The organism is Fictibacillus phosphorivorans, from assembly GCF_007673525.1.
Lineage (GTDB): Bacteria > Bacillota > Bacilli > Bacillales > Fictibacillaceae > Fictibacillus > Fictibacillus phosphorivorans_C.
The window spans coordinates 1,399,457-1,425,418 of record NZ_VDZU01000001.1; the positions used below are offsets into that span (position 1 = coordinate 1,399,457).

Sequence of the window (25,962 nt, forward strand, 5' to 3'; positions counted from 1 at the left end):
AGCCACATGCTTTTTTTTAATATGTAAGACACTGAGCGATAACCCAACCAACGGAAACACTCAAAAACATAACGAGAAGTCCAACCGCTTTGTTATCTGCATCGATCGCTTTTGAGATGCTCGAACGAATCGCTAAGTGTTCAGCTACGAATAAAGCTACGATTTGTGCAATAATCCCGACTGATCCCCAAATCAGCAGATCAACAATGCTCAATGAATTTGCGATTGATGATCCAATGACAAAAGCAAGACCAAACAGCCGTCCGCCAAGTGATAGAGCTGCTGCACAGTTCCCTTTACTGATTAATTGAAGTTCTTTCGTTTTGGTTGTTAACTCGAAAATGATAAAGCCGACAAAAAGTAATCCAAGCCCTGTAGCCGCATAAAGGGCAAAATTAAGAAATAAGTTCTCCATCTTTACAACTCCTCATGTTTTATCCGCCAAATCCTTTACTTCCTCCGAAGCCAGATCCGCCGCCTTTGAAACTTGAACTACTTTTGTAGGATTTATAAGCAGAACTTTTTAATAAGCTGCTTTTTCCTTTGTAGTAACTTCCGCCATGATAATAATGGCCGAAATAGCGAGAACCGGTATCATCACATTCATATACCCCATCGTCTTCATCCCATTCCCAATCTTGGCATTCCGTATCAGTTGGCTCTGGTGGGATATCTTGTGCTTGGTCGTTACAACCAGAGAGCATGACTGCAACAGATGCAGAGGATACACCTGCAATAAGCTTTTTTGTTTTATTCATATCTTCACCTCATTCCATGCTCAATTATAGTATGGATCACTCTGTATTTGAACCATTTATTTCTAGTACGTTTTAAAAAATAAAAAGGTTCCTTTGTTTTTAAAGATGTACAGACACACCCAAGCCCAGCACCGCATAAAGATAAGGGAATAGAGAATCGTCTTGGAGGTGCTGTCATGTCATTAGTAGGTGTGTTGGCTTACTTTTTTAAGGAAGTTATGCTTTTCGTTTCATACGTAAAAAACAATGCGTTTCCCCAGCCCCTGTCTGAAAATGAAGAAAAGCAGTACTTAAAAGAGATGGCCGAAGGAAACGAACATGCAAGAGCTATGTTGATCGAGCATAACTTAAGGCTTGTTGCACATATCGTGAAAAAATTCGAAAACACAGGTGAAGATACGGAGGACTTAATATCAATTGGTACGATCGGACTGATAAAAGCCATTGAGAGTTACTCGAGAGGCAAGGGCACGAAGCTTGCAACGTATGCAGCTCGATGTATAGAGAACGAGATCTTGATGCATTTAAGGGCTCTAAAGAAGACGAAGAAAGATGTTTCCCTTCACGACCCGATCGGAACAGACAAAGAAGGAAATGAGATCACATTGATCGATGTGTTGAAAGCGGAAACAGAAGATGTTGTGGATGCCATCCAATTAAAGATGCAAAAGAAAAAGATATATGATTACATTCATGTATTGGATGACCGGGAAAAAGAAGTGATCGTCGGACGGTTCGGACTCGATCTTCAAAAAGAAAAAACGCAGCGTGAGATCGCAAAACAATTAGGGATATCTAGAAGTTATGTCTCAAGGATCGAAAAGCGAGCGCTTATGAAGCTGTTTCATGAATTTTACCGAAGCCGCCAGCAATCAGAACGATAAATACTTACGTAAGAAGACTGGTAACAATTACAGTCTTTTTATTTTTTTAATCGGACAAACTAAAGAAAAAAGGAGTTTTTATATATGGCAAGAAGAAAGCGTCAACCCATCGTCCCAGAAGCTAGAGAAGGGCTCGATCGGTTAAAAGCAAAAGTAATGAGGGAAGCGGGTTATAACGTATCAGATCAGTCACCAGATGATGTGAAATATGAAGTAGCCAGAGACATGGGTGTTAACTTACAAAAAGGATATAACGGTACGATCACTTCAAAAGACGCTGGAAAAGTTGGCGGACAGATCGGCGGAAGAATGGTGAAAGAACTCATTTCGCAGGCAAAAGCGAATTTAGGAAAACAAGTACGATAACTTGGTGTTTAGATATACAAAACAGGGAATAGAATAGGTAAAAAACCAGGAGGGGTTCTTATGCAAGATGCTGTACTATATGGATCATTCGTAGTGATGCTGGCCTATTTTGTCTATGTTTCAATCGCTGAATAATTTGTATGGGAGTTCTCCTTGCTGAGGAGGGCTTCTTTTTTTTGTTCTTAGAATCATTATGACCCTACTTTTGTCATGTAAAAAAATATCAAAAAAATAAACTTCATAGTCGATTTTTGTTTGAATATTTTTTATAATAAGAAAAGAGTGGAAATATGTACATATGGGGGAGAAATAATGTTATTACAAGATTTAAGACAAACATGGGAACTTGATTCCGTTTTTCCTGGTGGTAGTGAATCGAAAGAACTATTAGCTGAAATAAATTGGACGGAGAACGAAGCGAAAGAATTAGCAAAAAAAGCAGATTCCTTCACGTTTTCAAACGAAACTTTCTTATCATTGATCAAAGAGCTTCAAAGCTTTTCTGAAAGATTATCAACTGCTGGAGCTTTCATTGGCTGTTTGATCGCTCAAGATGTAAAAGACAAGAAGGCGATGGCTCTTCGTGGTAGATTAGAATCGGTATACGCAGCATTCTCTAACGTGGGTTCAGTTATCGATCAAAAGCTAATGGATATCTCTGAAGATGCATGGAAAGATCTGATGAGTCTTCCTGAGTACGAACATATTGCGTTCTCTTTGAACGAGAGAAGAATGAATGCAAAAGAAAAGCTTGGTATCTCAGAAGAATCATTGATCAATGATCTAGCTGTAGACGGCTATCATGCTTGGTCAACGTTATACGATCTAGTGGTGGGTAGAATCTCGATCAAAGTTGAGATTGATGGAAAGGAAGAAGAACTCTCTGTAGGGCAAGCGGAGAATAAGTTTTCAAGTCCTGACCGCAACGTAAGAAAAGATACGTTTGAAAAATTTGTTCAAGCTTGGGATCATGAAGGTGAGTTCTGTGCGGCGTCACTAAATCACATCGCAGGATTTAGAAACGATATCTACAAGCACAGAGGCTGGGAAGAAACATTAAAAGAGCCCCTCGCGATCAATCGTATGAAAGAAGAGACACTTTCAGCGATGTGGAAGGCGATCACTTCTCAAAAAGAAATCTTCGTAAAATACTTAGATCGAAAAGCGAAGCTCCTAGGTCTAGAAAAATTAAGCTGGTACGATGTTGATGCACCGTTATCTTCGGCAAACAGTAAGATGAGCTATGACGAAGCCGCTCAATTTATCGTAGAGCATTTCCGTACACTCGCGCCTAAAATGGCTGATTTCTCTGAAAAGGCATTCCTAGACGGCTGGATCGAAGCTGAAGATCGTTCTGGAAAAAGACCAGGAGGATTTTGTACCGGGTTTCCAACAAAGAAAGAAACAAGGATCTTTATGACGTTCTCTGGAACACCAAGCAATGTTTCAACGTTAGCACATGAGCTTGGTCATGCCTTTCATACGGATGTTTTAAAAGAGATGCCTTATTATGCAACGAATTATGCGATGAACGTAGCTGAAACGGCTTCGACTTTCGCGGAGATGATCGTTGCTGATGCAGCAGTTTCGAACGCAAAAACGAAAGAAGAGAAAATTGCTCTTTTAGAAGATAAAGCTCAACGTTCCGTAGCATTTTTCATGAACATTCATGCTCGTTTTCTGTTTGAAACAAGAATGTACGAAGAAAGAAAAGCAGGTCAACTATCAGTAGAACGCCTATGTGAGCTGATGGAAGAAGCTCAAAAAGAAGCGTTTAACGGTGCACTCGATGAGTATCATCCTTATTTCTGGGCGTCTAAGCTTCATTTCTATATTACGGACGTACCATTCTATAACTTCCCGTATACATTCGGTTATCTATTCTCTGCGGGAATCTATGCAAAAGCGAAAGAGGAAGGTCCTTCATTCGAAGAAAAATATATCGCCCTTCTGCAAGATACAGGAAAGATGGAAGTGGAAGAGCTCGCACAAAAACATCTTGGCATAGATGTAACAAAGCAAGACTTCTGGTTAAAAGGTATTGAGCTTGCTGCAGCCGATGTAGAAGAGTTTTTGGCATTAACAGAAGAATAAACATAGAAACGGCGGTTCCTTTAAGAGGAATTGCCGTTTTTCATTATCACTGAAATTTCTAGCATTAGTTAACAAAGTTCTCAAATTGTAAAAGGTTTATACAATTGGCGGGTATTAATTCGAACGATCGAATGCACACAAAAAAAGCTTGGCAACAACATGCCAAGCTTTTTTAATGACCTAATTCATCTCTTTTCAATCGTAATGGTACTAATCATAAGTACAGATAATCCAAAGGTCAGGAACATATATAGAAATCCTGGTACCAGATCAACTGTCAGATAACCTGCAGCCATCAAACACCCAGCTAGAGTGATCGGCACGCCTACAAAAGAACCGGTAAACTCTGTAATGTTAAATCGAGCCAGCCGAACCGCACCACAAACAATAAAGATAATGGTGAAAATCATGCCAGGAACACCAAACTGATGAAGTACGACTTGATAGATTAAAAATGCAGGTGCGATCCCAAATGAGATCAAGTCGCAAAGAGAGTCTAATTGTTTTCCGAACTCGGACTCAATATTTAACTTTCGAGCTACCATTCCATCAAAACGATCAAAAAGACCGGCTAAGAAGATTAATATGAATCCTAACTTTAAATCTCCTGAGATCATAAATAATAAAGCTAAAGTTCCTAGTGATAAATTGATCAAAGTTAAGAAGTTAGCGGTCTGACCCTTCACTTTCTTAAACGTTGAATCAATACGCTCTCTTTCGAGCATGAACATACAATCACTCCTCAAACGGGTAACCGGCTAGAACGCAGTAAGTGTGCATCTTTCAAAGAGATAAATAAGTATTCTTTGATAAATAAACGTATCCTTGTTCGTTGCTTAAAATTATATACCCATTCTAATCATTATATGACAACGAGTAAGTGATTAATAGTAGTTATAATTTAAGGAGTATTGGAGCTATCTTTCTTTTCAAGTTCATTGAATACCGTTTTTTCAGAGAGTGGTACTCCTGTTCTGTATGCTGCTCTTGAGATCATATGCCCGGCTACTGGAGCAGTCATCAGAACAAACAGGATACCGAGTATCAATTTACCGCTGAACACATGCATTTCAGACAACACATAGATAAAGGACCCGATTAAAATTCCGGATACTCCTAATGTTGAGGCTTTACTTGCAGCATGGAGCCTTGAATAAACGTCAGGAAAACGTAGTACACCGAGTGTTCCTGAGAAAATAAAAAAGGTGCCAGCGATGAGGAAGAAGCTAATCACGATCTTGATCAATGATAACACCCTTTTCTAAAAATTTTGCAACAGCGACAGTTGCAATAAACGTCAATATGCCGATCAGCAAGATAATATCGTTCAACTGAACAGTGTCTAATATTATGGCCATAATACCAGTGATCGCGATCAAGTTAATGCCGATCGTGTCGAGTGCTACTACGCGATCTGGATTTGAAGGCCCCCTGACCGCTCGATAGAGAAGAAGTAGAATCGAGATGGTCGTGACGAATAAACAAACATGTACAACAATACTGAACCAATCTGTCATCGAGTTACCTCCCTTATTGCTTTTTCAAATGATTCCTTAATGCTAACGATGGTTTCATTAACATCTGGAAGATCGAGCGCATGGATATAAATATATCGTTGGTCTCGAGAGACATCTACAGACAGCGTTCCAGGAGTTAAGGTAATCAAATTAGCAAGTAAGGTGATCTCCCAATTTTTTTTTACGTCAATCGGAAGTGCGAGTATACCTGGCTGAAAATCAAGCTTGGGTTTATAAACCCATTTTAGAACTTCGATATTAGCAAGAAGAAGTTCTCTTATGAATAAAAAGACGAGATAAAGAATCGCTCTCACATGTTTAAAATAGTACGAATCAGGAATGAAACGATTCAGCAAGTAGAGAAGTGCCGCTCCAATCACAAATCCAACTATAAAACTTGCGAAAGAGTAGCTCTCAGATAAAAACATCCAAATAACGCCGATCAGCAAATTTAGAATAAGTTGAAATGTCATGGAATTACTCCTTTAATACATAATCGATATAGATTTGCGGATCGATCAGACTGTCTGCTGCTGCCTGAACATAAGGATAGAACCATTCTGCTCCAACACCTAGCAAGATAGAAATCGCGATCAATACAGCAGATGCTGCTAAACCAGAAGTTCTCACAGACTGTTTTGGCTCTTCTTTAAGCTCACCCCAGAATGCACCGATAAAGATGCGGATCACAGAAAATAAAATTAACAGACTCGATAGTAATCCGACCCCAGCTGCAATATAATGTCCTTCATCCATCGCACCTCTTAAAAGAAGGTATTTTCCGATAAAGCCACTAAAAGGCGGGATTCCAGCTAATATGAGAGATGCGATAAAGAACATCCAACCCATAAGCGGTGCGGTTTTTATATATCCGCCCATCTTTTTTAGGTTAGAAGTTCCAGCATGCCAAACAAGTAGGCCGGCAAGGAAAAATAAAGCGGCTTTAATTGCCATATCATGAACAAGATAGTAGATCGTACCTGCAAGTGATTCTGCTGAGAAAGTTCCTATACCAAGAAGCATAAAGCCGATCGCTGGCATGATATTGTATGCAATAATCAATTTCACATTAGATGTTGAAAGAGCACCAATGACTCCGATGATCATGGTTAGAGTGGCTATCCATATGAAAAAGGTGTGTGTGAGCTCAAGTTTATGAGAAAAAATGAGTGTAAAGACTCTTAGCATAGAGTACACACCAACTTTAGTTAACAGCGCACCAAAAAGGGCAGAAACGATAGGTGATGGTACGATATACGATTTAGGAAGCCAAAAGTACAATGGAAATAGAGCACCTTTTGTTGCAAAAACGATAAATAGCAGAATCCCTATTCCTGTTAAGATACCTTGCTGTTCAACTTGGGCAACACGTTCCCCTAGTTGTGCCATATTTACTGTTCCTGTGACTGAGTAGAGAAAGGCTACCGTTGTAACGAATAGAATGGACGAAAACAAATTTAGTAAGATGTACTTTACAGATTCCCGAAATTGGTGCTTAGAACCACCGATGATGATCAGTCCATAGGATGCCATTAACAACACTTCAAAAAACACGAACAGGTTGAACAGATCTCCTGTTAAGAATGCACCACTCACCCCTGCGATCAGTAAGAAGAACAAAGGGTAAAAATAGTGCTCTACCATTTTCTCCGTAACAGAAGATAGTGCAAAGATCGCGGCAGTTAGAGCGATCACATTCACAGCGAGTATCATGATGACGGACAGCTTGTCAGCTACAAGGATGATTCCGTATGGGGCTTTCCAACCCCCAGTTTCCAAGATTAAGGGTCCGTTCGAGAATACATGATAACTTAAGAAGATCGATACACCGAAACTTAACAAGACCACTAGAAATGAAATGTTAACCGTTGCCTTTTGTTTCTTATTGAAGAAAACAAGCAAAGCTCCGAAAAACAAAGGTATAAATATTGGCAAGAATACTAAATTACTCATCATCTGTTCCCCTTAGCTGATCCATCATATCTGTCTTATTGCTTTGATAGGTTCGATAAGCTAGTACAAGTAAAAAGCTCGTAACCCCAAAACTAATAACAATAGATGTCAGTATTAGCGCTTGAGGAAGAGGATCCGTATAGTCCTTGATCCCCTCTATTAAAATAGGAGGTTTTCCACGGTTTAGTTTTCCCATCGTTAAGATAAACAAGTGAGCTCCATGTGACAAAAGCGCCGTACCAAGTACAATTTTTAATAACTGTTTCTGAAGAATAAGATAAACGCCGGCTGCAAATAACGTTCCGGCAAGTATAGACATAAGAATTTCCATTAGTGGTTCATGTCTCCTTTATCCCGGTATTTTATCATGGCATAAATGCCTAAAGCAGCTAGACCAAGTACTGCTATTTCAAATAAAGTATCCAAGCCACGGAAGTCAACAAGGATAACGTTGACGATATTGTCTCCACCGCCAAGCTTATAAGAGTTATCTACAAAATATTTTGAAATGCTCTCAAAATATTTAGAGCTATGAGAAGAGATCGCTACAACAGTTAAGAGTGCTCCCGTTGAAGCTGCTATAACAAAATCAACAAGCTTTTCAGAAGATTTTTTGTCCGATTTCTTCAACTTTGGAAGATGCGCAAAGCATAGCAAGAAGAGAGCAACCGTTATGGTCTCAACGATAAGCTGTGTTAAAGCGAGATCTGGTGCTCGGAAGAAAACAAACAATAATGAAAGACCATAACCCACAACTCCGATTACAATAATTGCCGCTATTCTTTGTGTCATCCAGATCGTTGCAATGGCAGCAACAGCCATAACGAAACCGACTAACACCTCAGGCCACGTAACAGGTGCTAAGTCATCAAACGCTATCTTAAATCCATCTGTAACATATATAAAGATTGAAGTAGATACAACCAAGAATACAAGAATGATGGATGTATACAGTCGTAAGGAACCAGTCATATAAAACTTCGTGAATTTACTCGAGAAACTCAATAGACCGTTTACGATAGTCTGATATACGCGATCGGTTGAAAACTTTCCAGGTACTCTATTATAGATAGGTTGCCATCTTTTTAGCGTTAGAGCGAGAATAGTTCCAACTGCAACTACAATTAGAGACATGTAAAGCGGTCCGTTTAAACCGTGCCAAAATTTAAGATGAATTTGTGCGAAATCTCCTGTTACTGAAGCAACCGCCGGTGCAAGTAACGATTCATTGATCAAGTTTGGCAATAACCCGATCAAAACGACAAATCCAATAAGGATAATCGGAGAAATCAGCATACCAATTGGCGCTTCGTGAGGTTTTTTCTCCAGTTGATCTAACTTGGCTTTACCTGCAAATGTCCCAAAAACTAAATACATAGAATAGACGAATGTAAAGATACTTCCGATTACGGCTAGCAATGGAATCCACTCTGCAAACGTTCCGGCAAAGCCGCTCGTTTGTTCTAATTTTAATGAAGAATCAAAGAACATTTCTTTACTTAAAAATCCATTGAAGATCGGAAGCGGAACGCCAGCCATTGAGAATGCTCCAAAGAATGCTAGAGTAGCTGAGATCGGCATAAAGGTATAAAGTCCACCAAGTCTTCTGATATCCCTCGTACCTGTCTCATGGTCAACAATACCCGCTATCATAAACAAGCTGCCTTTAAAGGTAGCGTGGTTAAAGATGTGGAAGATCGCTGCGAGTGTAGCAATACCAGTACCAAAGCCGAGCATCGTCATGATCATACCAAGCTGGCTGATCGTTGAATAAGCTAGTATAGCTTTTAAATCAGTCTGGCGAGACGCGAGGATCGATCCTAAACAGAGTGTGATCAGACCCACTCCAGAAACGATGATGAAAAATACATCCGTCCCACTAAAGATGAGAGAGAACCTCGCTACAAGATAGATACCTGCTTTAACCATCGTTGCAGAGTGAAGGTATGCACTAACTGGAGTTGGTGCTTCCATCGCATCAGGTAGCCAGCTGTGAAAAGGAAACTGTGCCGATTTTGTAAAAGCTCCAATCAGTAACAATAGTAATATAGGTATGAACAAGTCACTCTCAATGATTTCAGAACGATTAGCAATCATTTCTCGAATGCTGTTCGTTTCGGCTGTGATGGATAGGAGTATGAGAGCACCTAGCATTGCCAGACCACCAAAAACCGTTACGAGCATTGATTTTTGTGCACCATATGTGGACCGTTCACGATAGAACCAAAATCCAATTAATAGAAAGGATGAGATACTCGTGAACTCCCAAAACGTATAGAGTACGAATACATTGTCAGATAGTACGACACCAAGCATCGAACCCATAAATAATAGTAAATAAACATAGAAATGCACGAGCTGTTCTTTTTTCGATAAATAAAAGATCGAATAAAGAACGACTAGTGATCCGATTCCTGTTATTAAAAGTGAAAAAAGCATGCTAAGTCCATCTAAATAAAAACTTAATTGGATATCGAGAGATGGAATCCAATTCGCGATGCTTTGTACGATTTTCCCTTCTGCCAATATAGGCAGTTTTGAAATGAACAGGATAAAAAGCACTGCTGGAACAGGCAGCACAAACCAACCAGTATGTATCCGGTCTACTTTCTTAGCGGCAAGTCCAATTAATAATGCTGCTAAAAAAGGTAAGAGTATGTAGATGTGCAACATGAGTACCGGTAAACCTCCTTAAAACCCAAAATAATCGTCATAGTCCATTACATTGTAAGCAAAACCTTTCCTTTTTAGCAAATACTTTACCAGATAGAAACTGTGTAATCAGATTGATTTTGCAACTCTTGAATATCCTTCCCAAAAAATACCTAACCTATTTGAGAGGTGATTGAAAATGAGACTACTACATACATACGGAATACTATTGATTTTGTTTCAACTAACTGGCTGTTTTAATGATTCTATTTACAAAAAAGATGAGACGAGCCCAGAGTTTCAACCAAGAGAATACTATAGAAAGCATATTAGTTTTTCTGAAGCCGGGGTTTCAACAGCATCTTCACTTGCTGAAGAAATGAAACGTGAAATTAAGAAAAATAAATTTATTAAACGTGCAGTGGTTGTAAAAGAAGAAGAAAAATACGTAGTTGCGATACAGATGAAATCTTATCATTATAAAAAGGCAGACTTATTAAGTAAAAAGTATAAGCTAGCCTGGGAAGAAAAGTGGAAAATTCCAATTGAAATAACATTCGATCCAGAAGAATATCGTAAAGTTGAAAGAGAATTGGCCACAAAAAAATAGAGCGTATATTTACGCTCTACATTAAAACTTGCTGTAATCTAGCATGAAGAGATCTTCTGTCAATCTCTTTCTTTATGAGTAAAATAAAGTCATTACTAAGTTTCAGTTCTCTAGCTTTTAAATAAGATTCAATCAACAGGTCGTCTGAAAGTTTTTCCATAATATAGCCCTTTAATAGCGGCATGGTCACCTCCTGCTTTTAATAAAAAATGGTGAAAAGTATTCTACATTCATATTTGTGTGAATATGATGATAAGTTCATGATTTATGTACTTGCTTTATGTACTTTGAAGCTTACCATGTATTGTAAAAAGGAACAACCGTTCGTTTATCCACAGTGTTTGGTGGATAAGTTGTGGGTAAAATGTTAACATCTTTAAGAAAGATAGCGGATACTTAGGTAAATAATGTGAATAAGATTATCCACACTTCGGGTAGGGGAACAATTTGTCGAAAACTTTTTATTTATTTCAAATAGCGAATGTTTTTATCATCGAATAAAAATTATCTTGCTTAAATATTTTATTTAGCCGAAAAACTTGATGGAAAGCTCTTTAAAATTATATATAATGACAGTTATTGTAGAAAAATCGTTTGTACTTCCTTTCATTACTGGTAAAATAGATACGTTGAAAAGGAAACGTGAAGAGGTGCTAGAATGTTAAAACATTTTTTGCCGGATCAACATGTTCAAAATATATTGGACATCACACCGGAAATGTTAGTTGAACGAGGAGTAAAAGGTATTATCACGGACTTGGATAATACGCTTGTGGAATGGGACAGACCTGAAGCTACTCCAGAATTAATCGAGTGGTTTACTTCTATTAAAGAAAAAGGTATTTTGATCACAATTGTTTCAAACAATACACAGCATAGAGTAAAGAGCTTTTCAGACCCTGTGGGTATTCCGTTTATCTACAGTGCAAGAAAACCAATGACCAAAGCTTTCAAGCGTGCTCTAAAAGATATGAAGCTTAAAAATGAACAAGTTGTTGTTATTGGAGATCAACTCCTTACTGACGTACTTGGTGGGAATCGATTAGGTTTGCATACTATACTCGTAGTACCAGTGGCAAGCAGTGACGGTACTTGGACAAGGTTTAACAGAAAGATCGAACGCATCATATTGTCTTGGATGAAAAGAAAAGGCATGCTGCATTGGGAGGAATAGGTTTGGAACAAATTAAATGTGTGGGTTGTGGAGTTACCATACAAACAGAAGACAAAGAAGCGCTTGGATACGCACCTCTTTCCGCACTGACGAAAGAGCTGCCTATTTGCCAGCGCTGTTTTCGTTTAAAACACTATAACGAAATTCATGACGTAAGTTTGACAGATGATGATTACCGTAAAATCGTTTCAAGTATTGGAGATGAAGATGCACTAGTTGTTAAGATCGTTGATATTTTTGATTTTAATGGAAGCTGGTTACCGGGACTTCATCGTTATGCAGGAAACAATCCGATACTTCTTGTCGGTAACAAGCTCGATCTGCTTCCAAAATCAGTGAATCCGAACAAGGTTATACATTGGATGAAGAAGGAAGCTAAAGAGTTAGGCTTAAAGCCGATTGATGTCAAATTGATCTCTGCTGACAAAGGTTATGGTATTGAGGAATTGGCAGAATCTATCGATCATTATCGACAAGGAAAAGATGTATATGTTGTAGGCTGTACGAATACAGGAAAATCTACTTTTATAAACCGTTTGATCAAACAATTTGGCGAGGAAGCCGCTGACTTGATCACAACTTCTCATTTTCCAGGAACAACACTAGATCTTATTGATATTCCACTTGATGGAAGAAGTCACATGTACGACACGCCTGGAATCATTAATCACCACCAGATGGCGCATTTTGTATCTAAAAAAGAATTGAACATCATCATGCCTAAAAAAGAAATCAAACCTATGGTGTTTCAGTTGAATGAGTTGCAGACTCTGTATTTTGGCGGACTCGGAAGAATGGATTATATAAAAGGCGGCAAACAGTCATTTGTATGCCATTTTTCAAACCATTTGAACATCCATCGAACGAAGACCGACAAAGCGGACGAACTATATGAGAAACATCTTGGTGACATGTTAGCTCCACCTGAAGATACGGAGAACTTTCCGAAGCTAAAACGCTATGAATTTGTTGTAAAGGAAAGCAAAACAGATATTGTGATATCTGGACTAGGCTGGGTAACCTTCCCAGAAGCAGGTGCGAAGGTCGCTTTTTATGCACCAGAGGGTGTAGCAGTAACGGTTCGAAAATCCTTAATCTAAGGAGAGATTTTCATCATGATTAAAGCACTTGTCATCGGAGATCCAATCGATCATTCCTTATCACCTATCATGCAAGCGGCGGCATTCCAAGAATCGGGCATTTCGGGAACCTATGAAAAAAAACGTGTACCTTCAGATGAATTGGAGAAATTCGTTAAATTCCTAAAAGAAAGCAACTATGCAGGATGTAACATTACGATTCCTCATAAAGTAGCCATTCTTCCGCTATTAGACGAGGTTGATGAAGAAGCAAAAGAGATAGGCGCTGTTAACACAGTCGTGAATAAAGATGGAAAACTGATTGGGTATAACACAGACGGTAAGGGATTCTTATTAGGTTTAAAAGAAATGATCCAAAAGCCATTGTCGGAGTTAAACGTACTTTTGATTGGAGCTGGCGGAGCTGCACGATCTATCGCTTATGCACTAAGTAAGGAAGCACCTAACTATATGGCGATAGCGAATCGTTCAGAAGGTCGTCTTCATTCTTTGTTAAAAGACTTGAACGATGAACGCATTAATGGCTTGTCTTTACAAAAAGCTGAAGAAGATCTTGCTCTTTTTGATATAGTAATCAACACGACCAACGCGGGTATGCATCCACATACTGAATCTATTCCACTGAAACTTAACTTTTTAAAGAAAGGCGCAGTGGTAAGTGATATCGTATATAATCCGCTAACCACAAGATGGCTTAAAGATGCACAGGAAAGAGGCGCCGCAACGGATAATGGTGTATCTATGCTCGTTATGCAAGGAGCTATGGCGTTTGAAAAGTGGACGGGCACTTTTCCAGATACAAATAAAATGAAACAAGTCGTTTTGGAACAACTTAGGAGGTAACTATGCTTACAGGTAAACAAAAACGTTTTTTACGATCAAAGGCACACCACATTCAACCAATTTTCCAGGTTGGAAAAGGTGGAGTAAATTCAAATTTAGTCAAACAGGTTGACGAAGCACTTGAAGCAAGAGAACTAATAAAAGTTAGCGTGCTTCAAAACTGTGAAGATGATAAAGATACGGTAGCGTCACAGCTTTCTTCTGGTTCAAAAGCAGAGTTAGTACAAGTGATCGGAAGCACAATCGTACTTTACAAAGAATCGATCAATCAAAAACGCATCCAACTCCCATAAGGAATGACATTGTAATGAATAAACATATAGGGCTTTTTGGAGGTACGTTTAATCCACCACATAATGGACATCTGCTTATTGCACAAGAAGCATTCACTCAATTGAATCTAGATGAAGTGTGGTGGATGCCTTCCTCTTCACCTCCTCATAAAGAGAAAGACATTGAAGTCTCAGATGAGGAGCGCATAGAAATGGTTCGAAAAGCGATTGGTAACAATGAGCATTTTTCCCTTTCTTTACTTGAATTTGAGAGAAGTGGACCTTCATATACTATTGATACGATACGACTTCTAAAGGAAAAATATCCACAAGCTACATTTACTTTTATTATGGGTGGAGATATGGTTCATTCCTTAAGCAATTGGCATAAAATTGATGAGTTAAAGAACCTTATTGATTTTGCAGGTGTCGGTCGTAGAGGTTATGACGTGGACCAACATTGGGAGAGGTATCAGGTAAGACATGTAGAAGTACCTATTATCGAGATCTCGTCATCGTTTATCCGTAATCGATCACGCTCAGGTCAGAATATACGTTACTATGTCTCTGATGAGGTCTGGAATCATATAAAGGAGAACCGCCTTTATGGAACGAACTAAAGCACTGGAAATTGTGAAAAAACAGCTTACAGAGCACCGCTTTATCCATACGTTAGGAGTGGAAGAAACAAGTCTTGCCCTAGCACAGAAATATGGAGTGGATTTAAAAAAAGCAGAAACAGCAGCAATTTTTCATGATTATGCTAAATTTCGGCCAAAAGATGAAATGAGAGATATCGTACGAAGCGAAGGACTTTCCCAAGACTTGTTGCTCTATGGAAACGAAGTGTTGCATGCACCAGTTGGAGCGTTTTTAGTTGAAAAGGAAGTTGGAGTAACAGACAGAGATGTTTTAAGTGCTATCTATTACCATACAACGGGTCACGGAGCAATGACTAGGCTTGAAAAAGTGATATTTTTAGCAGATTACATCGAGCCGAACCGTCAGTTTCCTGGTGTGGAGAGTGTTAGAGAGATGGCAGAGCATGATCTTGATGAAGCTTGTTTGATGGCCGTTAAAAACACGATAACTTTTTTAATGAAGCAGAATCAAAAAATCTATCCACTCACGTTTGAAGCGTATAACGGATTGCTTCAAGAGATTAAATTTAAAAAAGAGAAGGAGTGCACTGGATGAACGTAAAAGAGCTTATGGAATTGGTCGTGAAGACAGCAGATGATAAAAGAGCAGAAAACATTGCTGTGTTAGATATGGAAGGAATATCGCTTGTAGCAGATTACTTTGTTATCTGTCATGGTAATTCTGAGAAACAGGTTCAAGCGATTGCGAGGGAACTGAAAGATGTTGCCCTAGAGAATGAAATTCAAATTCGCCGGATGGAAGGCTATGACCATGCAAGATGGGTTTTAATCGATTTAGCAAATATTGTTGTTCATGTATTTCATCGTGATGACCGCAGTTATTATAACCTTGAGAAATTATGGGGAGACGCGAACAAGATTGACGTAGATGCTATTATTGCCCCACAACAAAACATATAGATGAGTTATCAGCGATTTGCCTATCTATACGATGAGTTGATGGAGGACGCTCCATACGATGAATGGCTTAACTTTGTTAAAACATCAGCTTCGAACCATTTGGAAGACGGGAAGCGGTTTTTAGATGTAGGTTGTGGTACGGGATCGATGACGGTTCTACTCGCAAAAGAAGGGTTTGAAGTAACCGGGGTTGATCTTTCTTCAGACATGTTGATGGTTGCAAAAGAGAAAGCTGAATTAGAAAAAGTTAACCTGTCGCTTTTTCAGCAAGATATGCGAGAGTTAGAAGGACTGGGTATTTATGATTGTGTCACGATATTATGTGACTCACTGAATTATATTCTGACAGAAAAAGATGTGAAACGCACATTTCTTTCAGCAGGTAACCACCTGAAAACAGGAGGACTTCTTCTTTTCGATGTGCATTCCTTACATAAGATCAATGAAATTTTTATTGGACAAACATTTGGAAGTAACGATGAAAAGCTTTCTTACATATGGCAATGCTATCAAGGTGAGCTTGAAAATAGTGTAGAACACGACCTGTCTTTCTTTATGCAGAATGGAGAACGATACGAAAGATATGATGAACTGCATACACAAAGAACATTTTCCGTCGAGGACTATTGCAATTGGTTAAGAGAATGTGGTTTTGAACATCTAGAGGTCTCCGCAGATTTTAAAGGAATAGAACCTACCGAAGAAAGTGAACGAATCTTATTTGTTGCGAGAAAAAAATAAAATGATGAGAAGGCAGCCTATGTGCTGTCTTTTTGATTAGGAAGCGTTACAATTACACTTAAGATTTAATACTTTTCTATAGAATTAGGTGTGATATACATGTTTGATCAAGATCCATTGTTCAAGAACAACATTCTAGAAACGATCATCGATAGTGCCTACGAGTGGATAGTCGTTGTTGATCACGAAGGAATCGTCAGATACATGAATAAAACGTACTGCGAGTTTCTTGGCGAAAATCCTAAAGAAGTAATAGGAAAGCATGTTACAAAGGTAATTGAAAACACAAAAATGCACAAAGACGTATTACAAGGAAAAGTTGAGATTGCAGACCTTCAGTTCATTAGAGGCAACTACATGATCGCAAACCGCATTCCTATCCTAAACGAAGGAAAAGTGATAGGAGCTGTTGGTACAGTCATATTTAGAGACACAGAGCAATGGAAAAAGATGAACTCTCACATAAAAGCCCTTCTTCACGAACTCAATTTTTACAAAAAAGAGTGGGAAGAAATTAATGGTGCTTCCTATACATTGAATGATTTTGCAGGGACATCAAGAGAAGTCCAAAAAGTAAAGAAGCATGTGAAAAATATTGCCAGTGGAGATCTATCGGTGTTGATTCGCGGGGAGAGCGGAACAGGAAAAGAGTTACTGGCTCATAGCATTCATCAATTGAGTGAAAGAAGTGGAAAGCCCTTTATCAAATTAAATTGTGGAGCGGTTCCTGAGCACTTGTTTGAATCAGAACTATTCGGCTATTCTGAAGGAGCATTTACAGGAGCTAAAAAGGGCGGTAAATTAGGTAAGTTTCAGCTTGCAGACGGTGGCACATTGTTCTTGGACGAAATTGGGGATCTTCCTCAAAGTATGCAAATAAAATTGCTGCGTGTTCTTCAAGAAAAGGAAGTAGAGCCTGTAGGTTCAGTATATACACAAAAAGTAAATGTTCGAGTGATTGCGGCTACAAATCGTCCTTTAGAAAGCTTAATCAATGAAAATAAGTTTCGCGAAGATTTGTTCTATCGTATAAATGTTCTCCAAATTCAAATCCCGCCACTTCGTGAGAGGAAAGAAGATATATGGCCTCTCGCAGAAAATTTTATCCGATTGAACTGTGCTGAAACAGGTAAAAGAATCCTTAGTATCGATGATGATGTTAAAGAAGCATTCTTAGCTTACAGCTGGCCGGGTAATGCGAGAGAACTTAAGAATTTTGTAGAAGCAGCCATCCAGCTTACACATAGTGACAGATTATCGTTAGATGTCTTTCCTGATTTTTTAAAAGAAAAACTCGGGATTAATAAAAAACAGCTGACCCTTAAAGAACACGTTCAAGAAACTGAAAAAAATGTGATTTCTTACTACTTGGAGACGATGGATGGGGATATTATGCGTGTTGCCAAACATCTAGGAATCGGAAAAACGAACCTGTATGATAAGATCAAAAAATATAACATTCGTTAATCAGCTCAGCTTTTCCGAAAAACCGGAATCAACTTCCGATTTTTCGGAATGCTTCATTTTGTTAATTAAAGTCGGACTTACCAATAACACTTTGTTTTATTTTTATTTTTATCATTAAAAAGCGGAAGTATTTTTGTTTTTTTGTTCCGTTTTTCCGGAAAGGTATAATTGGTGCAGCTAGTTTCACACTAGGTATTTTGATTTTTAATCTTTAGTATTTTCTTCTTGACTGTTGATTGAAATATAAGCTGCGAGACTCTTGGTTAGGACAGGAAGTCTTTAAAGTGGAAGTCGGAAAGTGAGCATCTAAAACGGAAATCAACCACTTACAAAAAAGAACAAAAGTTGGCATGAAACTTGCAAATGAAATACAGGTGTAATTAGTATGGAAAGGTGATGATGCTAAAAAAATGAAAGCGCTTCAAAAATGTTAAATTGATAGAATGGGGGAACTTGAAAATGGACATTATTATTATTTTATTAGCTTTATTCTTTTTAATGTTCGTAGCTTACAGAGGATTCAGCGTTATTTTATTCGCGCCGATCGCCGCATTGTTTGCTGTATTGCTTACTGAACCTGGTCACGTATTGCCTTTCTTCTCTGGAGTATTTATGGAGAAGATGGTAGGCTTCATTAAACTATATTTCCCGGTTTTCTTACTAGGAGCGATATTCGGAAAAGTTATCGAAATGTCAGGCTTTGCAAAATCAATCACGCAGTTTGTCATCAAACTGATCGGACCTGCTAGAGCGATGCTTGCGATCGTACTTGTTGGGGCAATTTTAACTTATGGCGGGGTGTCATTATTTGTTGTTGCTTTTGCACTCTACCCGTTTGCATCCGAACTTTTTAAACTTGCTGATATTCCTAAAAGACTCATACCGGGTACGATTGCGTTAGGTGCTTTTACGTTTACGATGGATGCTTTTCCAGGGAGTCCGCAGATTCAAAATATAATTCCTACATCTTTCTTCGGAACAACAACATGGGCTGCACCATGGCTCGGGTTTATCGGAGGAATGTTTGTTTTCATCTTGGGTATGATCTACCTTGAGTGGAGACGTAGACAAGCGGCGGCAAAAGGTGAAGGATACGGAACAGGTCATACGAATGAGCCTGAAAAGCTGGATTCTGAAAATTTACCAAATGCTTTTATAGCGATACTTCCGCTTATTTTAGTAGGAGTTTTCAATAAATGGTTCACCGTCCTAATTCCTCAGTATTACGGTAAGACCTTTGATTTTTCTGCTATTGGCATGAAGAACGTGCCCGAAATTCAGATTCCGTCACTTGCTGCTGTATGGGCAGTTGAAGGAGCCTTGATCATTGGAATCGTTACCGTTCTGTTGTTCTCTTTCAAAAGAATTAAAAACAATTTCAATAAAGGAATTAATCTATCCATAGGCGGAGCGTTACTTGCAACATTAAATACAGCATCAGAGTATGGATTTGGTGGTGTAATTGCAGCACTTCCTGGCTTTACTGCAGTAAACTCTGCGATGTCAAATACGATTAAAGACCCGTTGATCAATGAAGCGGTTACGACTACAACGTTAGCAGGTATTACTGGATCGGCGTCTGGCGGGATGAGTATAGCACTCGCAACCATGAGTGAAACGTATATCGCACAAGCAGATAAACTAGGAATTGATACAGAAGTGCTTCACCGTGTTGCTTCAATGGCGAGTGGTGGAATGGATACACTCCCTCATAACGGTGCTGTTATTACTCTGTTAGCCGTTACAGGTTTGACTCATAAACAAGCGTATATCGATATTTTTGCGATGACGATCATTAAAACGGTCGCCGTGTTTGTAATTATTGGTTTGTATTATGGATTTGGTATTGTTTAAACCATTTTTCTAAAAAGGAGTAATTATTCCATGAGAGCTTTTGTTGAGGGGAAAGTTGTTTTTATTACGGGAGCAGCCAGTGGAATCGGTTTGCAGTTAGCAAAGGCTTTTGCTGAACAAGGTGCAAAAGTTGTAATCAGTGATTTGAATGATGAGAAGGCAAAGGAATCTGCACAACTGTTAGCTCAAGATGGTCTTGAAGCAATCGGCCTTGGCTGTAATGTGACCGAGGAAGAAGATATAATAAAAGCTTTGGACGAAACACTGAAATATTTCGGACGCATTGATGTCCTCGTCAATAATGCAGGATTGCAGTATGTATCTCCACTTGAAGAATTCCCGACTGAGAAATTCCAGCAATTGATCAGTGTAATGCTTACGGCTCCATTTATTGCAACGAAACATATATTTCCTATCATGAAGCAACAAGGATTCGGACGCATCATCAACATGGCGTCCATTAATGGGCTTGTAGGTTTTGCGGGGAAATCTGCATACAACAGTGCGAAGCATGGAGTTATTGGTCTAACGAAGGTGGCTGCCTTAGAAGGTGCACCATATGGAATAACGGTAAATGCGGTTTGTCCGGGGTATGTTGACACACCTCTTGTAAGAGGGCAATTAGAAGATCTGGCTAAAACGAGGAACGTAGAGTTAGAAAAAGTTTTGGAAGAAGTTATCTATCCTCTAGTTCCACAAAAAAGACTGTTAGATGTTCAGGAAATTGCAGATTATACACTCTTTCTTTCAAGTGAAAATGCGAAAGGTGTTACAGGGCAAGCGATTGTGATCGACGGTGGATATGTCGCACAATAAACGATAGATAATTTATTGACATTCACTATATTTAGTGTCAAAGTATATAGTACAAACCTATATATGGAGAATTCAGGTGCCGGATTATCCGGCTTAAAAGGGAATTCGGTGCAATGCCGAAGCTGTCCCCGCAACTGTAATTGTGGACGAAATGGAATAGCCACTGTACAGATTAGTTATTTATAATGACTGCTGTATGGGAAGGCCCAAAGTAGGGAGAAGCAAAAGCCAGTAGACCTGCCTGAAGACTCCTATTTTCTTTTCCTCGGGGATTGGGAGAAAGAACTGCGGCTATTTTATACGGACGTTCGTCTGGCAAAAAACACGTGATTCTTTCACCCTCTTCCTAATGGAAGAGGGTTTTTATTATGACTAAGGAGTGTATTAACTATGAAAATGACAACTGAAAACTCTTTACTCGGGGAGTGGTTGAGGAGTTGTGTCAAAAATTTCCCGAACATACAAGCTGAAAACTTTTTAAGAAATGCCGAGAAATTGGAAAGTCATACACAAGAACCCAGCTCACTTTATAGACAGTTGATCATGGAGGCATTAAATGGACTAAATGCAGAGAACCCACAGTGGACGTTTGTAGCTTCAGAGATCTATTTGAGGCAATTATATGAAGAAGTGATGATTAATCGAATGGAGACAGAAAATCTGCCATATACAAACTTCTATGGATTGGTTACAAAGTTAGTAAGTATGAATATCTATGATGATACCATTCTATCAGCATACTCAAAGGAAGATTTGAAGAAAGCTGAACATATGATCGATCCATCTAGAGATAAGCTTTTCACATACATCGGACTTAAAACGCTCGCTGATAGATATTTGGCAAAAGGATTCAATCATGAAATCTATGAATTGCCACAAGAGCGTTGGATGATGATCGCATTGTTTTTAATGAGAGACGAGAATCCAACGAATAGACTTCAATTAGTCGAAGAAGCATACTGGGCGCTCTCGAACCTTTATATGACGGTTGCCACCCCTACTTTAGCGAATGCGGGCAAGAGTTATGGTCAGCTTAGTTCTTGTTTTATTGATACGATCGACGATAGTTTAAGAGGGATCTTTGATTCTAATACAGATGCAGCAACTGTTTCCAAAGGTGGCGGCGGACTTGGTATCTATCTCGGTAAGATTAGGGCTAGAGGTTCCGACATTAAAGGATTCAAAGGAAACTCATCAGGTGTAATACCGTGGATGAAGCAATTGAATAACACGGCCGTTTCTGTAGATCAGCTAGGACAGAGGCAAGGAGCGATAGCAGTCTACCTGGATATTTGGCATAAAGACATCTTGGAGTTTTTAGATGCAAAGTTAAACAATGGTGATGAACGAATGAGAACACATGACCTATTTACTGGTGTGTGTCTGCCAGATCTTTTCATGGAACTCGTGGAAAAACGCGAGGATTGGTATCTGTTCGATCCTCATGAAGTAAGAAAAATTAAAGGCTATTCGTTAGAAGATTTCTATGATGAAACGGTTGGATCAGGAAGCTTTAGAGAGAGATATCGAGATTGTGTAGAAGATGAGAGACTTTCAAAAAAGTGTGTTCCTGCTATTGAGATTATGAAACGGATCATGAAGTCGCAACTTGAAACGGGAACACCGTTCATGTTTTATCGAGATACTGTAAACCGGTTAAATCCTAATTCTCACAAAGGGATGGTCTATGCTTCTAACCTGTGCACAGAGATCATGCAAAATATGTCTGCAACAGTTGTCACGTCAGAGGAAGCAGAAAACGGAGAGATCGTTATCAGAAAAACGCCAGGAGATTTTGTTGTTTGTAACCTATCCTCTCTTTCACTGGCAAAAGTAATCAGTGATCATGTACTTAAAAGAGTTATCGATATCCAGATCCGAATGCTCGATAACGTTATTGATCTAAATCGCATTGATGTACCTCAAGCAGAACTTACGAACAAGAAATATCGTGCGGTAGGTGTAGGTACGTTTGGATGGCACCACCTTTTAGCGAAAGAGGGAATCAAGTGGGAAAGTGAAGAAGCGGTTTCGTATGCTGATAACCTTTATGAAATGATTAATTATCATGTAATCAATGCTAGTTGTGAGCTTGCGAAAGAAAAGGGAAGATATCCGGCATTTTCAGGTTCAGATTGGGAGACCGGAAACTACTTTTCGAAGCGTAACTATTTCTCTGAAGAGTGGAAGAGTTTAAAAGAAAGAGTCAATATGCACGGTCTAAGGAATGGATACCTTATTGCGGTTGCACCGAATTCATCTACGTCGATCATCGCAAATTCGACACCGAGTGTGGATCCAATATTTAAAAAATTCTATTCTGAAGAAAAAAAGAATTACAAAATACCTGTAACGGCACCTGACTTAAATGCAGACACAACTTGGTTCTATAAATCTGCGTTCTTAATCGATCAAACATGGAGTATTGAACAGAACGCAGCAAGACAAAGACACGTGGATCAGTCCATTTCGTTTAATCTCTATGTCAATCACAATATTAAAGCAAAAGAATTGTTACACCTTCATATGCTTAGCTTTAAAAAAGGCTTGAAGACTACCTATTATACCCGATCTACGTCGATTGAGTTAGAAGGGTGTGAAAGCTGTGAAAGTTAAAGAGGTTGAACAACTCAAAGAGAGAAAAATCTATGATGTGGAAGCTCCTAACCGATCTACAGGAATAATCAACGGTAAGAGTTCAAATATATTAAACTGGGACGATGTGAGATATAAGTGGGCTTATCCTTTATATAAAAACATGTTGGCTAATTTTTGGACGCCATTTGAGATCAACATGTCGAGTGACAGCAAGCAATATGTTAACTTGAGTGAAAAAGAACAAGATACTTTTAATAAGATTATTGGTTTATTGGCGTTCTTAGATAGTGTTCAAACAGATTATTCGAGCAAGGTTGCAGCGTATTTAACAGATTCAAGTCTTGCTGCGCTCATGGCCACTCTATCGTTTCAAGAAGTCGTTCATAATCAGTCGTACTCGTACGTGTTGTCTTCCTTGGTACCGAAGTCCAAGCAGGATGAAATATTCGAATACTGGAAAACGGATGAGGTGCTAAGAGAGAGGAATGATTTCATTGTAGAAGGGTATCAGGAATTTCTTCAAAATCCTACCCCTCAATCCTTTTTGAAATCTATTATTTACGACGTGATTCTTGAAGGGTTGAATTTTTATTCTGGTTTCAGCTTCTTCTATAATTTAGCCAGAAATCAAAAGATGGTCTCAACCTCAACGATGATCAACTATATTAATCGAGATGAGCAGCTGCATGTGTATCTGTTTACTCAAATTTTCAAGGCTGTAATTGAAGATGATCCACATTTAAGAGATGAAGAGCTAGAGAGGTTTGCGAAAAACACGTTTCAGCGAGCCGCGGAGCTCGAGATCAAATGGAGTAAATATATAATAGGAAATTCATTTGAGGGCATCCATGAATCTGATCTAGAAGCTTATATTAAATTCATGGCTAATAAACGATTGAACGAATTAGGCTTTAACAAGCTATACCCAAATCACAATAAGAATCCACTTCCTTGGATAAAGGCATATTCTGATGTGAATTCAGGAAAAAGTGATTTTTTTGAGCAGAAATCGAGACAATACACGAAAGTTTCTGATGAAAACGGGTTCGATGAACTATAGAAAGCCGGGATTTAGATCCCGGCTTTCTTTTTTTAGATGTTTTATAATGACGATAGAAATTACTTAAGTTCTTCTTTCACTTCAAACTGTTGACTTACTTTGTCGCATTCTTCATGATATTTTTCGTGTGTACGCTTAATGACATGGTCGAATACTTCATCTACCTCATTACTTAGAATCTTAATACCCTCTCCTGTGATACCACCCTTTACACATACCTTCTGAATGAGTGTTGGTAATGTATAGATATCTTTTTCAAGTAGTTTTCCCATTCCGATGATCATATCGCTTGCGAGTTGGGTTGCCTGTGCTTTTGTGATATCGGTCTGATCGACTGCTGAATTAATAAAGCATTGCAGAACATAACCGATAAATGCAGGACCGCAACTTGCAATATCAGAAGAGATTCTCGTGATGTTTTCATCGATAACGAGTGGTGTAGAAATATAGCTCATCAAAGATAACAGCTTCTCTTTGTAATCAGGGTGACACCTTTTGCCGAACGATACAAGAGATGATCCGGCTAGTGCCCGGTTATTTATGCTCGGGATAGCTCTTGCAATATTGCAATCTAGCAGATCTTCCAACTGTTCACAGGAAATAGGACTCGTAATAGAAACGAGCAGTTGATGTTTAGAGATAGAATTTTTATTGCTAGAAAGCAACGAATAAAACTCGTGTGGTTTCACACATATGAACACAATCTCAGCGAAACGAAAAACCTCTTCAGGATTATTCCCAACCTTCATTTTCGGATAGGCATTCTGCAGCCTCTCCGCTTTTGACAATGTACGGTTAGTGACCATGAGCCTTGATGGCTGAATGGCTGAAGATTCGATAAAAGAAGAAGCAAGAACGCTTCCCATATTTCCGGTTCCGATAATTCCAACCTTCATATCTGAACCTCCTTCCTCTACGTTCAAATTTATGCACGTTGTTTATCAAATATGTTTTTTGCAAGTTCAAGCCTATTTAAGAAGGTGAATTTATGGAAAAGTATAAGCAGCATATGAGCTGGTTCATTGGCGGTGGCATATTTTTGATCCTTGTAATTATTGTATCTCTAATGAATTATTTTCAAAGTGAACCAAATATGCCTACTACCTCACAAATACCTAAACAAATAGAACCGGAAACGCCGATTCCCACCGATAAGCCTAAGCGTAATAGTAAGGATATCAACGAAGAAAAGAATGAAATTATGGTTGATGTACAAGGAAGTGTAATGCGTCCAGGAGTTTACGAGTTGAAAGAAGGAGACCGCGTGTTACATGCCATACGGATGGCAGGGGGCTTTACAGATGGAGCTGAAGTTCGTTCTGTTAACCAAGCGTTAAAAATATCCGACGAGATGATCGTATATGTTGCTGAGAAAGGTGAAAAGTTTGAATTGAATCTTGCATCTGCATCAAGTAAGCCAGCGGACGAAAAAACCACACTAATTAACATTAACTCTGCGGATGAAACAGTGCTCCAAACGTTAAACGGAGTGGGTCCTGCGAAAGCTCAAAGCATTATTTCCTATCGCGAAGAGAATGGTCCGTTCACTTCTTTTGAACAGTTATTAGAAGTAAGAGGAATCGGAGAAAAGACCATTGAACAATGGAAAGATCAAATTAGCTTTGAGTGAGAGTTTTTATT

At 38.8% G+C, this 25,962-nt stretch carries 29 protein-coding genes and 1 riboswitch; of the genes, 18 read left to right on the plus strand and 11 right to left on the minus strand.

From position 1 onward, the window contains the following. Nucleotides 1–16: 16 nt before the first annotated feature. Nucleotides 17–415, minus strand: a complete 399-nt coding sequence (locus FS458_RS06685) for a DUF350 domain-containing protein (protein WP_144698915.1) — start codon at nt 413–415, stop codon at nt 17–19. Nucleotides 416–434: 19 nt separating this feature from the next. Continuing rightward, complete coding sequence (locus FS458_RS06690; protein ID WP_144698917.1) at nt 435–758, minus strand: aminotransferase yhxA; 324 nt, start codon at nt 756–758, stop codon at nt 435–437. 176 nt (nt 759–934) lie between these two features. Between FS458_RS06690 and sigK the strand changes: the two genes are divergently transcribed. From sigK to FS458_RS06705, 3 genes are all read left to right on the plus strand, one after another. Further along, nucleotides 935–1,642 carry an RNA polymerase sporulation sigma factor SigK gene (gene sigK / locus FS458_RS06695; RefSeq protein ID WP_066237772.1) on the plus strand — a complete coding sequence of 236 codons (708 nt, stop codon included), beginning with the start codon at nt 935–937 and terminating at the stop codon, nt 1,640–1,642. 84 nt (nt 1,643–1,726) lie between these two features. Then, on the plus strand, nt 1,727–2,008 hold the full coding sequence (locus tag FS458_RS06700) for an alpha/beta-type small acid-soluble spore protein (protein WP_144698918.1): 282 nt from the start codon (nt 1,727–1,729) through the stop codon (nt 2,006–2,008). 312 nt (nt 2,009–2,320) lie between these two features. Further along, complete coding sequence (locus FS458_RS06705; RefSeq protein ID WP_144698920.1) at nt 2,321–4,102, plus strand: M3 family oligoendopeptidase; 1,782 nt, start codon at nt 2,321–2,323, stop codon at nt 4,100–4,102. A gap of 185 nt (nt 4,103–4,287) precedes the next feature. Here the strand turns inward: FS458_RS06705 and pssA are convergent, their stop codons facing one another. The 7 genes from pssA to FS458_RS06740 form a co-directional block, all read right to left on the minus strand. Continuing rightward, a complete protein-coding gene (gene pssA, locus FS458_RS06710; protein WP_144698922.1) occupies nt 4,288–4,833 on the minus strand; it encodes a CDP-diacylglycerol--serine O-phosphatidyltransferase in 546 nt (181 codons plus the stop codon). 170 nt (nt 4,834–5,003) lie between these two features. Continuing rightward, the gene (gene mnhG / locus FS458_RS06715) at nt 5,004–5,357 is read right to left on the minus strand and encodes a monovalent cation/H(+) antiporter subunit G (RefSeq protein WP_313957518.1); all 354 of its coding nucleotides are present in this window, start codon (nt 5,355–5,357) and stop codon (nt 5,004–5,006) included. Beyond that, the gene (locus tag FS458_RS06720) at nt 5,329–5,619 is read right to left on the minus strand and encodes a Na(+)/H(+) antiporter subunit F1 (RefSeq protein ID WP_144698926.1); all 291 of its coding nucleotides are present in this window, start codon (nt 5,617–5,619) and stop codon (nt 5,329–5,331) included. The genes mnhG and FS458_RS06720 overlap by 29 nt, the downstream gene beginning before the upstream one ends. After that, entirely contained in the window at nt 5,616–6,092 is a 477-nt protein-coding gene (locus FS458_RS06725; protein ID WP_144698928.1) for a Na+/H+ antiporter subunit E, read from the minus strand. The genes FS458_RS06720 and FS458_RS06725 overlap by 4 nt, the downstream gene beginning before the upstream one ends. 4 nt (nt 6,093–6,096) lie before the next feature. After that, the gene (locus tag FS458_RS06730; protein ID WP_144698930.1) at nt 6,097–7,572 is read right to left on the minus strand and encodes a Na+/H+ antiporter subunit D; all 1,476 of its coding nucleotides are present in this window, start codon (nt 7,570–7,572) and stop codon (nt 6,097–6,099) included. Then, nucleotides 7,565–7,903: a Na(+)/H(+) antiporter subunit C gene (locus FS458_RS06735; RefSeq protein ID WP_137788810.1), complete on the minus strand. Its 339-nt coding sequence runs from the start codon at nt 7,901–7,903 to the stop codon at nt 7,565–7,567. Before FS458_RS06735 ends, FS458_RS06730 begins: the two co-directional genes overlap by 8 nt. Then, nucleotides 7,903–10,245, minus strand: coding sequence for a Na+/H+ antiporter subunit A (locus FS458_RS06740; RefSeq protein ID WP_186320475.1), 2,343 nt, complete (start codon nt 10,243–10,245; stop codon nt 7,903–7,905). Before FS458_RS06740 ends, FS458_RS06735 begins: the two co-directional genes overlap by 1 nt. Nucleotides 10,246–10,423: 178 nt before the next feature. Here FS458_RS06740 and FS458_RS06745 point away from each other — a divergent pair, with 178 nt between their 5' ends. Further along, nucleotides 10,424–10,834 (plus strand): hypothetical protein, encoded by a 411-nt coding sequence (locus tag FS458_RS06745; protein ID WP_144698932.1) that lies wholly within the window; start codon nt 10,424–10,426, stop codon nt 10,832–10,834. A gap of 16 nt (nt 10,835–10,850) precedes the next feature. On the opposite strand, the gene FS458_RS06750 is transcribed toward FS458_RS06745, so the two are convergent. Further along, nucleotides 10,851–10,994 carry a sporulation histidine kinase inhibitor Sda gene (locus FS458_RS06750; RefSeq protein ID WP_144703357.1) on the minus strand — a complete coding sequence of 48 codons (144 nt, stop codon included), beginning with the start codon at nt 10,992–10,994 and terminating at the stop codon, nt 10,851–10,853. 498 nt (nt 10,995–11,492) lie between these two features. Between FS458_RS06750 and FS458_RS06755 the strand changes: the two genes are divergently transcribed. The 13 genes from FS458_RS06755 to FS458_RS06815 all read left to right on the plus strand — a co-directional run bounded on the left by FS458_RS06755 (nt 11,493) and on the right by FS458_RS06815 (nt 24,321). Next, on the plus strand, nt 11,493–12,008 hold the full coding sequence (locus FS458_RS06755) for a YqeG family HAD IIIA-type phosphatase (protein ID WP_144698934.1): 516 nt from the start codon (nt 11,493–11,495) through the stop codon (nt 12,006–12,008). Continuing rightward, nucleotides 12,005–13,108, plus strand: a complete 1,104-nt coding sequence (yqeH, locus tag FS458_RS06760; RefSeq protein ID WP_144703360.1) for a ribosome biogenesis GTPase YqeH — start codon at nt 12,005–12,007, stop codon at nt 13,106–13,108. Before FS458_RS06755 ends, yqeH begins: the two co-directional genes overlap by 4 nt. A 15-nt stretch (nt 13,109–13,123) precedes the next feature. Then, nucleotides 13,124–13,951, plus strand: coding sequence for a shikimate dehydrogenase (gene aroE / locus FS458_RS06765; protein WP_144698936.1), 828 nt, complete (start codon nt 13,124–13,126; stop codon nt 13,949–13,951). A gap of 2 nt (nt 13,952–13,953) precedes the next feature. Next, nucleotides 13,954–14,244, plus strand: coding sequence for a ribosome assembly RNA-binding protein YhbY (yhbY, locus tag FS458_RS06770; protein ID WP_144698938.1), 291 nt, complete (start codon nt 13,954–13,956; stop codon nt 14,242–14,244). 14 nt (nt 14,245–14,258) lie between these two features. After that, nucleotides 14,259–14,843 (plus strand): nicotinate-nucleotide adenylyltransferase, encoded by a 585-nt coding sequence (locus FS458_RS06775; protein ID WP_144698940.1) that lies wholly within the window; start codon nt 14,259–14,261, stop codon nt 14,841–14,843. Next, nucleotides 14,830–15,420: a bis(5'-nucleosyl)-tetraphosphatase (symmetrical) YqeK gene (gene yqeK, locus FS458_RS06780; RefSeq protein ID WP_144698942.1), complete on the plus strand. Its 591-nt coding sequence runs from the start codon at nt 14,830–14,832 to the stop codon at nt 15,418–15,420. The genes FS458_RS06775 and yqeK overlap by 14 nt, the downstream gene beginning before the upstream one ends. After that, nucleotides 15,417–15,785, plus strand: a complete 369-nt coding sequence (gene rsfS, locus FS458_RS06785) for a ribosome silencing factor (protein ID WP_144698944.1) — start codon at nt 15,417–15,419, stop codon at nt 15,783–15,785. Before yqeK ends, rsfS begins: the two co-directional genes overlap by 4 nt. Further along, entirely contained in the window at nt 15,786–16,526 is a 741-nt protein-coding gene (locus tag FS458_RS06790) for a class I SAM-dependent DNA methyltransferase (protein ID WP_144698946.1), read from the plus strand. Between the two features lie 99 nt (nt 16,527–16,625). Then, nucleotides 16,626–17,993, plus strand: a complete 1,368-nt coding sequence (locus FS458_RS06795) for a sigma-54 interaction domain-containing protein (protein WP_144698948.1) — start codon at nt 16,626–16,628, stop codon at nt 17,991–17,993. A gap of 459 nt (nt 17,994–18,452) precedes the next feature. Continuing rightward, the gene (locus FS458_RS06800; RefSeq protein ID WP_144698950.1) at nt 18,453–19,847 is read left to right on the plus strand and encodes a GntP family permease; all 1,395 of its coding nucleotides are present in this window, start codon (nt 18,453–18,455) and stop codon (nt 19,845–19,847) included. A 30-nt stretch (nt 19,848–19,877) separates the two neighbouring features. Further along, entirely contained in the window at nt 19,878–20,663 is a 786-nt protein-coding gene (locus FS458_RS06805) for a 3-hydroxybutyrate dehydrogenase (protein ID WP_144698952.1), read from the plus strand. A gap of 57 nt (nt 20,664–20,720) precedes the next feature. After that, nucleotides 20,721–20,922: riboswitch (cobalamin riboswitch) on the plus strand. Between the two features lie 131 nt (nt 20,923–21,053). Next, nucleotides 21,054–23,279 carry a ribonucleoside-diphosphate reductase subunit alpha gene (locus tag FS458_RS06810; RefSeq protein ID WP_144698954.1) on the plus strand — a complete coding sequence of 742 codons (2,226 nt, stop codon included), beginning with the start codon at nt 21,054–21,056 and terminating at the stop codon, nt 23,277–23,279. Next, nucleotides 23,269–24,321, plus strand: a complete 1,053-nt coding sequence (locus tag FS458_RS06815; protein WP_144698956.1) for a ribonucleotide-diphosphate reductase subunit beta — start codon at nt 23,269–23,271, stop codon at nt 24,319–24,321. The genes FS458_RS06810 and FS458_RS06815 overlap by 11 nt, the downstream gene beginning before the upstream one ends. Nucleotides 24,322–24,380: 59 nt before the next feature. On the opposite strand, the gene comER is transcribed toward FS458_RS06815, so the two are convergent. Further along, the gene (gene comER / locus FS458_RS06820; protein WP_137788823.1) at nt 24,381–25,217 is read right to left on the minus strand and encodes a late competence protein ComER; all 837 of its coding nucleotides are present in this window, start codon (nt 25,215–25,217) and stop codon (nt 24,381–24,383) included. A gap of 92 nt (nt 25,218–25,309) precedes the next feature. Between comER and FS458_RS06825 the strand changes: the two genes are divergently transcribed. After that, nucleotides 25,310–25,951, plus strand: coding sequence for a helix-hairpin-helix domain-containing protein (locus FS458_RS06825; protein ID WP_144698958.1), 642 nt, complete (start codon nt 25,310–25,312; stop codon nt 25,949–25,951). Nucleotides 25,952–25,962 lie beyond the last annotated feature (11 nt).

Bases quoted from the DNA above. Each gene is read 5' to 3' on its own strand.
- FS458_RS06685 (WP_144698915.1), bottom strand. From the start codon at position 415: ATGGAGAACTTATTTCTTAATTTTGCCCTTTATGCGGCTACAGGGCTT.
- FS458_RS06690 (WP_144698917.1), bottom strand. From the start codon at position 758: ATGAATAAAACAAAAAAGCTTATTGCAGGTGTATCCTCTGCATCTGTT.
- sigK (WP_066237772.1), top strand. From the start codon at position 935: ATGTCATTAGTAGGTGTGTTGGCTTACTTTTTTAAGGAAGTTATGCTT.
- FS458_RS06700 (WP_144698918.1), top strand. From the start codon at position 1,727: ATGGCAAGAAGAAAGCGTCAACCCATCGTCCCAGAAGCTAGAGAAGGG.
- FS458_RS06705 (WP_144698920.1), top strand. From the start codon at position 2,321: ATGTTATTACAAGATTTAAGACAAACATGGGAACTTGATTCCGTTTTT.
- pssA (WP_144698922.1), bottom strand. From the start codon at position 4,833: ATGTTCATGCTCGAAAGAGAGCGTATTGATTCAACGTTTAAGAAAGTG.
- FS458_RS06720 (WP_144698926.1), bottom strand. From the start codon at position 5,619: ATGACAGATTGGTTCAGTATTGTTGTACATGTTTGTTTATTCGTCACG.
- FS458_RS06725 (WP_144698928.1), bottom strand. From the start codon at position 6,092: ATGACATTTCAACTTATTCTAAATTTGCTGATCGGCGTTATTTGGATG.
- FS458_RS06730 (WP_144698930.1), bottom strand. From the start codon at position 7,572: ATGAGTAATTTAGTATTCTTGCCAATATTTATACCTTTGTTTTTCGGA.
- FS458_RS06735 (WP_137788810.1), bottom strand. From the start codon at position 7,903: ATGGAAATTCTTATGTCTATACTTGCCGGAACGTTATTTGCAGCCGGC.
- FS458_RS06740 (WP_186320475.1), bottom strand. From the start codon at position 10,245: ATGTTGCACATCTACATACTCTTACCTTTTTTAGCAGCATTATTAATT.
- FS458_RS06745 (WP_144698932.1), top strand. From the start codon at position 10,424: ATGAGACTACTACATACATACGGAATACTATTGATTTTGTTTCAACTA.
- FS458_RS06750 (WP_144703357.1), bottom strand. From the start codon at position 10,994: ATGGAAAAACTTTCAGACGACCTGTTGATTGAATCTTATTTAAAAGCT.
- FS458_RS06755 (WP_144698934.1), top strand. From the start codon at position 11,493: ATGTTAAAACATTTTTTGCCGGATCAACATGTTCAAAATATATTGGAC.
- aroE (WP_144698936.1), top strand. From the start codon at position 13,124: ATGATTAAAGCACTTGTCATCGGAGATCCAATCGATCATTCCTTATCA.
- yhbY (WP_144698938.1), top strand. From the start codon at position 13,954: ATGCTTACAGGTAAACAAAAACGTTTTTTACGATCAAAGGCACACCAC.
- FS458_RS06775 (WP_144698940.1), top strand. From the start codon at position 14,259: ATGAATAAACATATAGGGCTTTTTGGAGGTACGTTTAATCCACCACAT.
- yqeK (WP_144698942.1), top strand. From the start codon at position 14,830: ATGGAACGAACTAAAGCACTGGAAATTGTGAAAAAACAGCTTACAGAG.
- rsfS (WP_144698944.1), top strand. From the start codon at position 15,417: ATGAACGTAAAAGAGCTTATGGAATTGGTCGTGAAGACAGCAGATGAT.
- FS458_RS06790 (WP_144698946.1), top strand. From the start codon at position 15,786: ATGAGTTATCAGCGATTTGCCTATCTATACGATGAGTTGATGGAGGAC.
- FS458_RS06795 (WP_144698948.1), top strand. From the start codon at position 16,626: ATGTTTGATCAAGATCCATTGTTCAAGAACAACATTCTAGAAACGATC.
- FS458_RS06800 (WP_144698950.1), top strand. From the start codon at position 18,453: ATGGACATTATTATTATTTTATTAGCTTTATTCTTTTTAATGTTCGTA.
- FS458_RS06805 (WP_144698952.1), top strand. From the start codon at position 19,878: ATGAGAGCTTTTGTTGAGGGGAAAGTTGTTTTTATTACGGGAGCAGCC.
- FS458_RS06810 (WP_144698954.1), top strand. From the start codon at position 21,054: ATGAAAATGACAACTGAAAACTCTTTACTCGGGGAGTGGTTGAGGAGT.
- comER (WP_137788823.1), bottom strand. From the start codon at position 25,217: ATGAAGGTTGGAATTATCGGAACCGGAAATATGGGAAGCGTTCTTGCT.
- FS458_RS06825 (WP_144698958.1), top strand. From the start codon at position 25,310: ATGGAAAAGTATAAGCAGCATATGAGCTGGTTCATTGGCGGTGGCATA.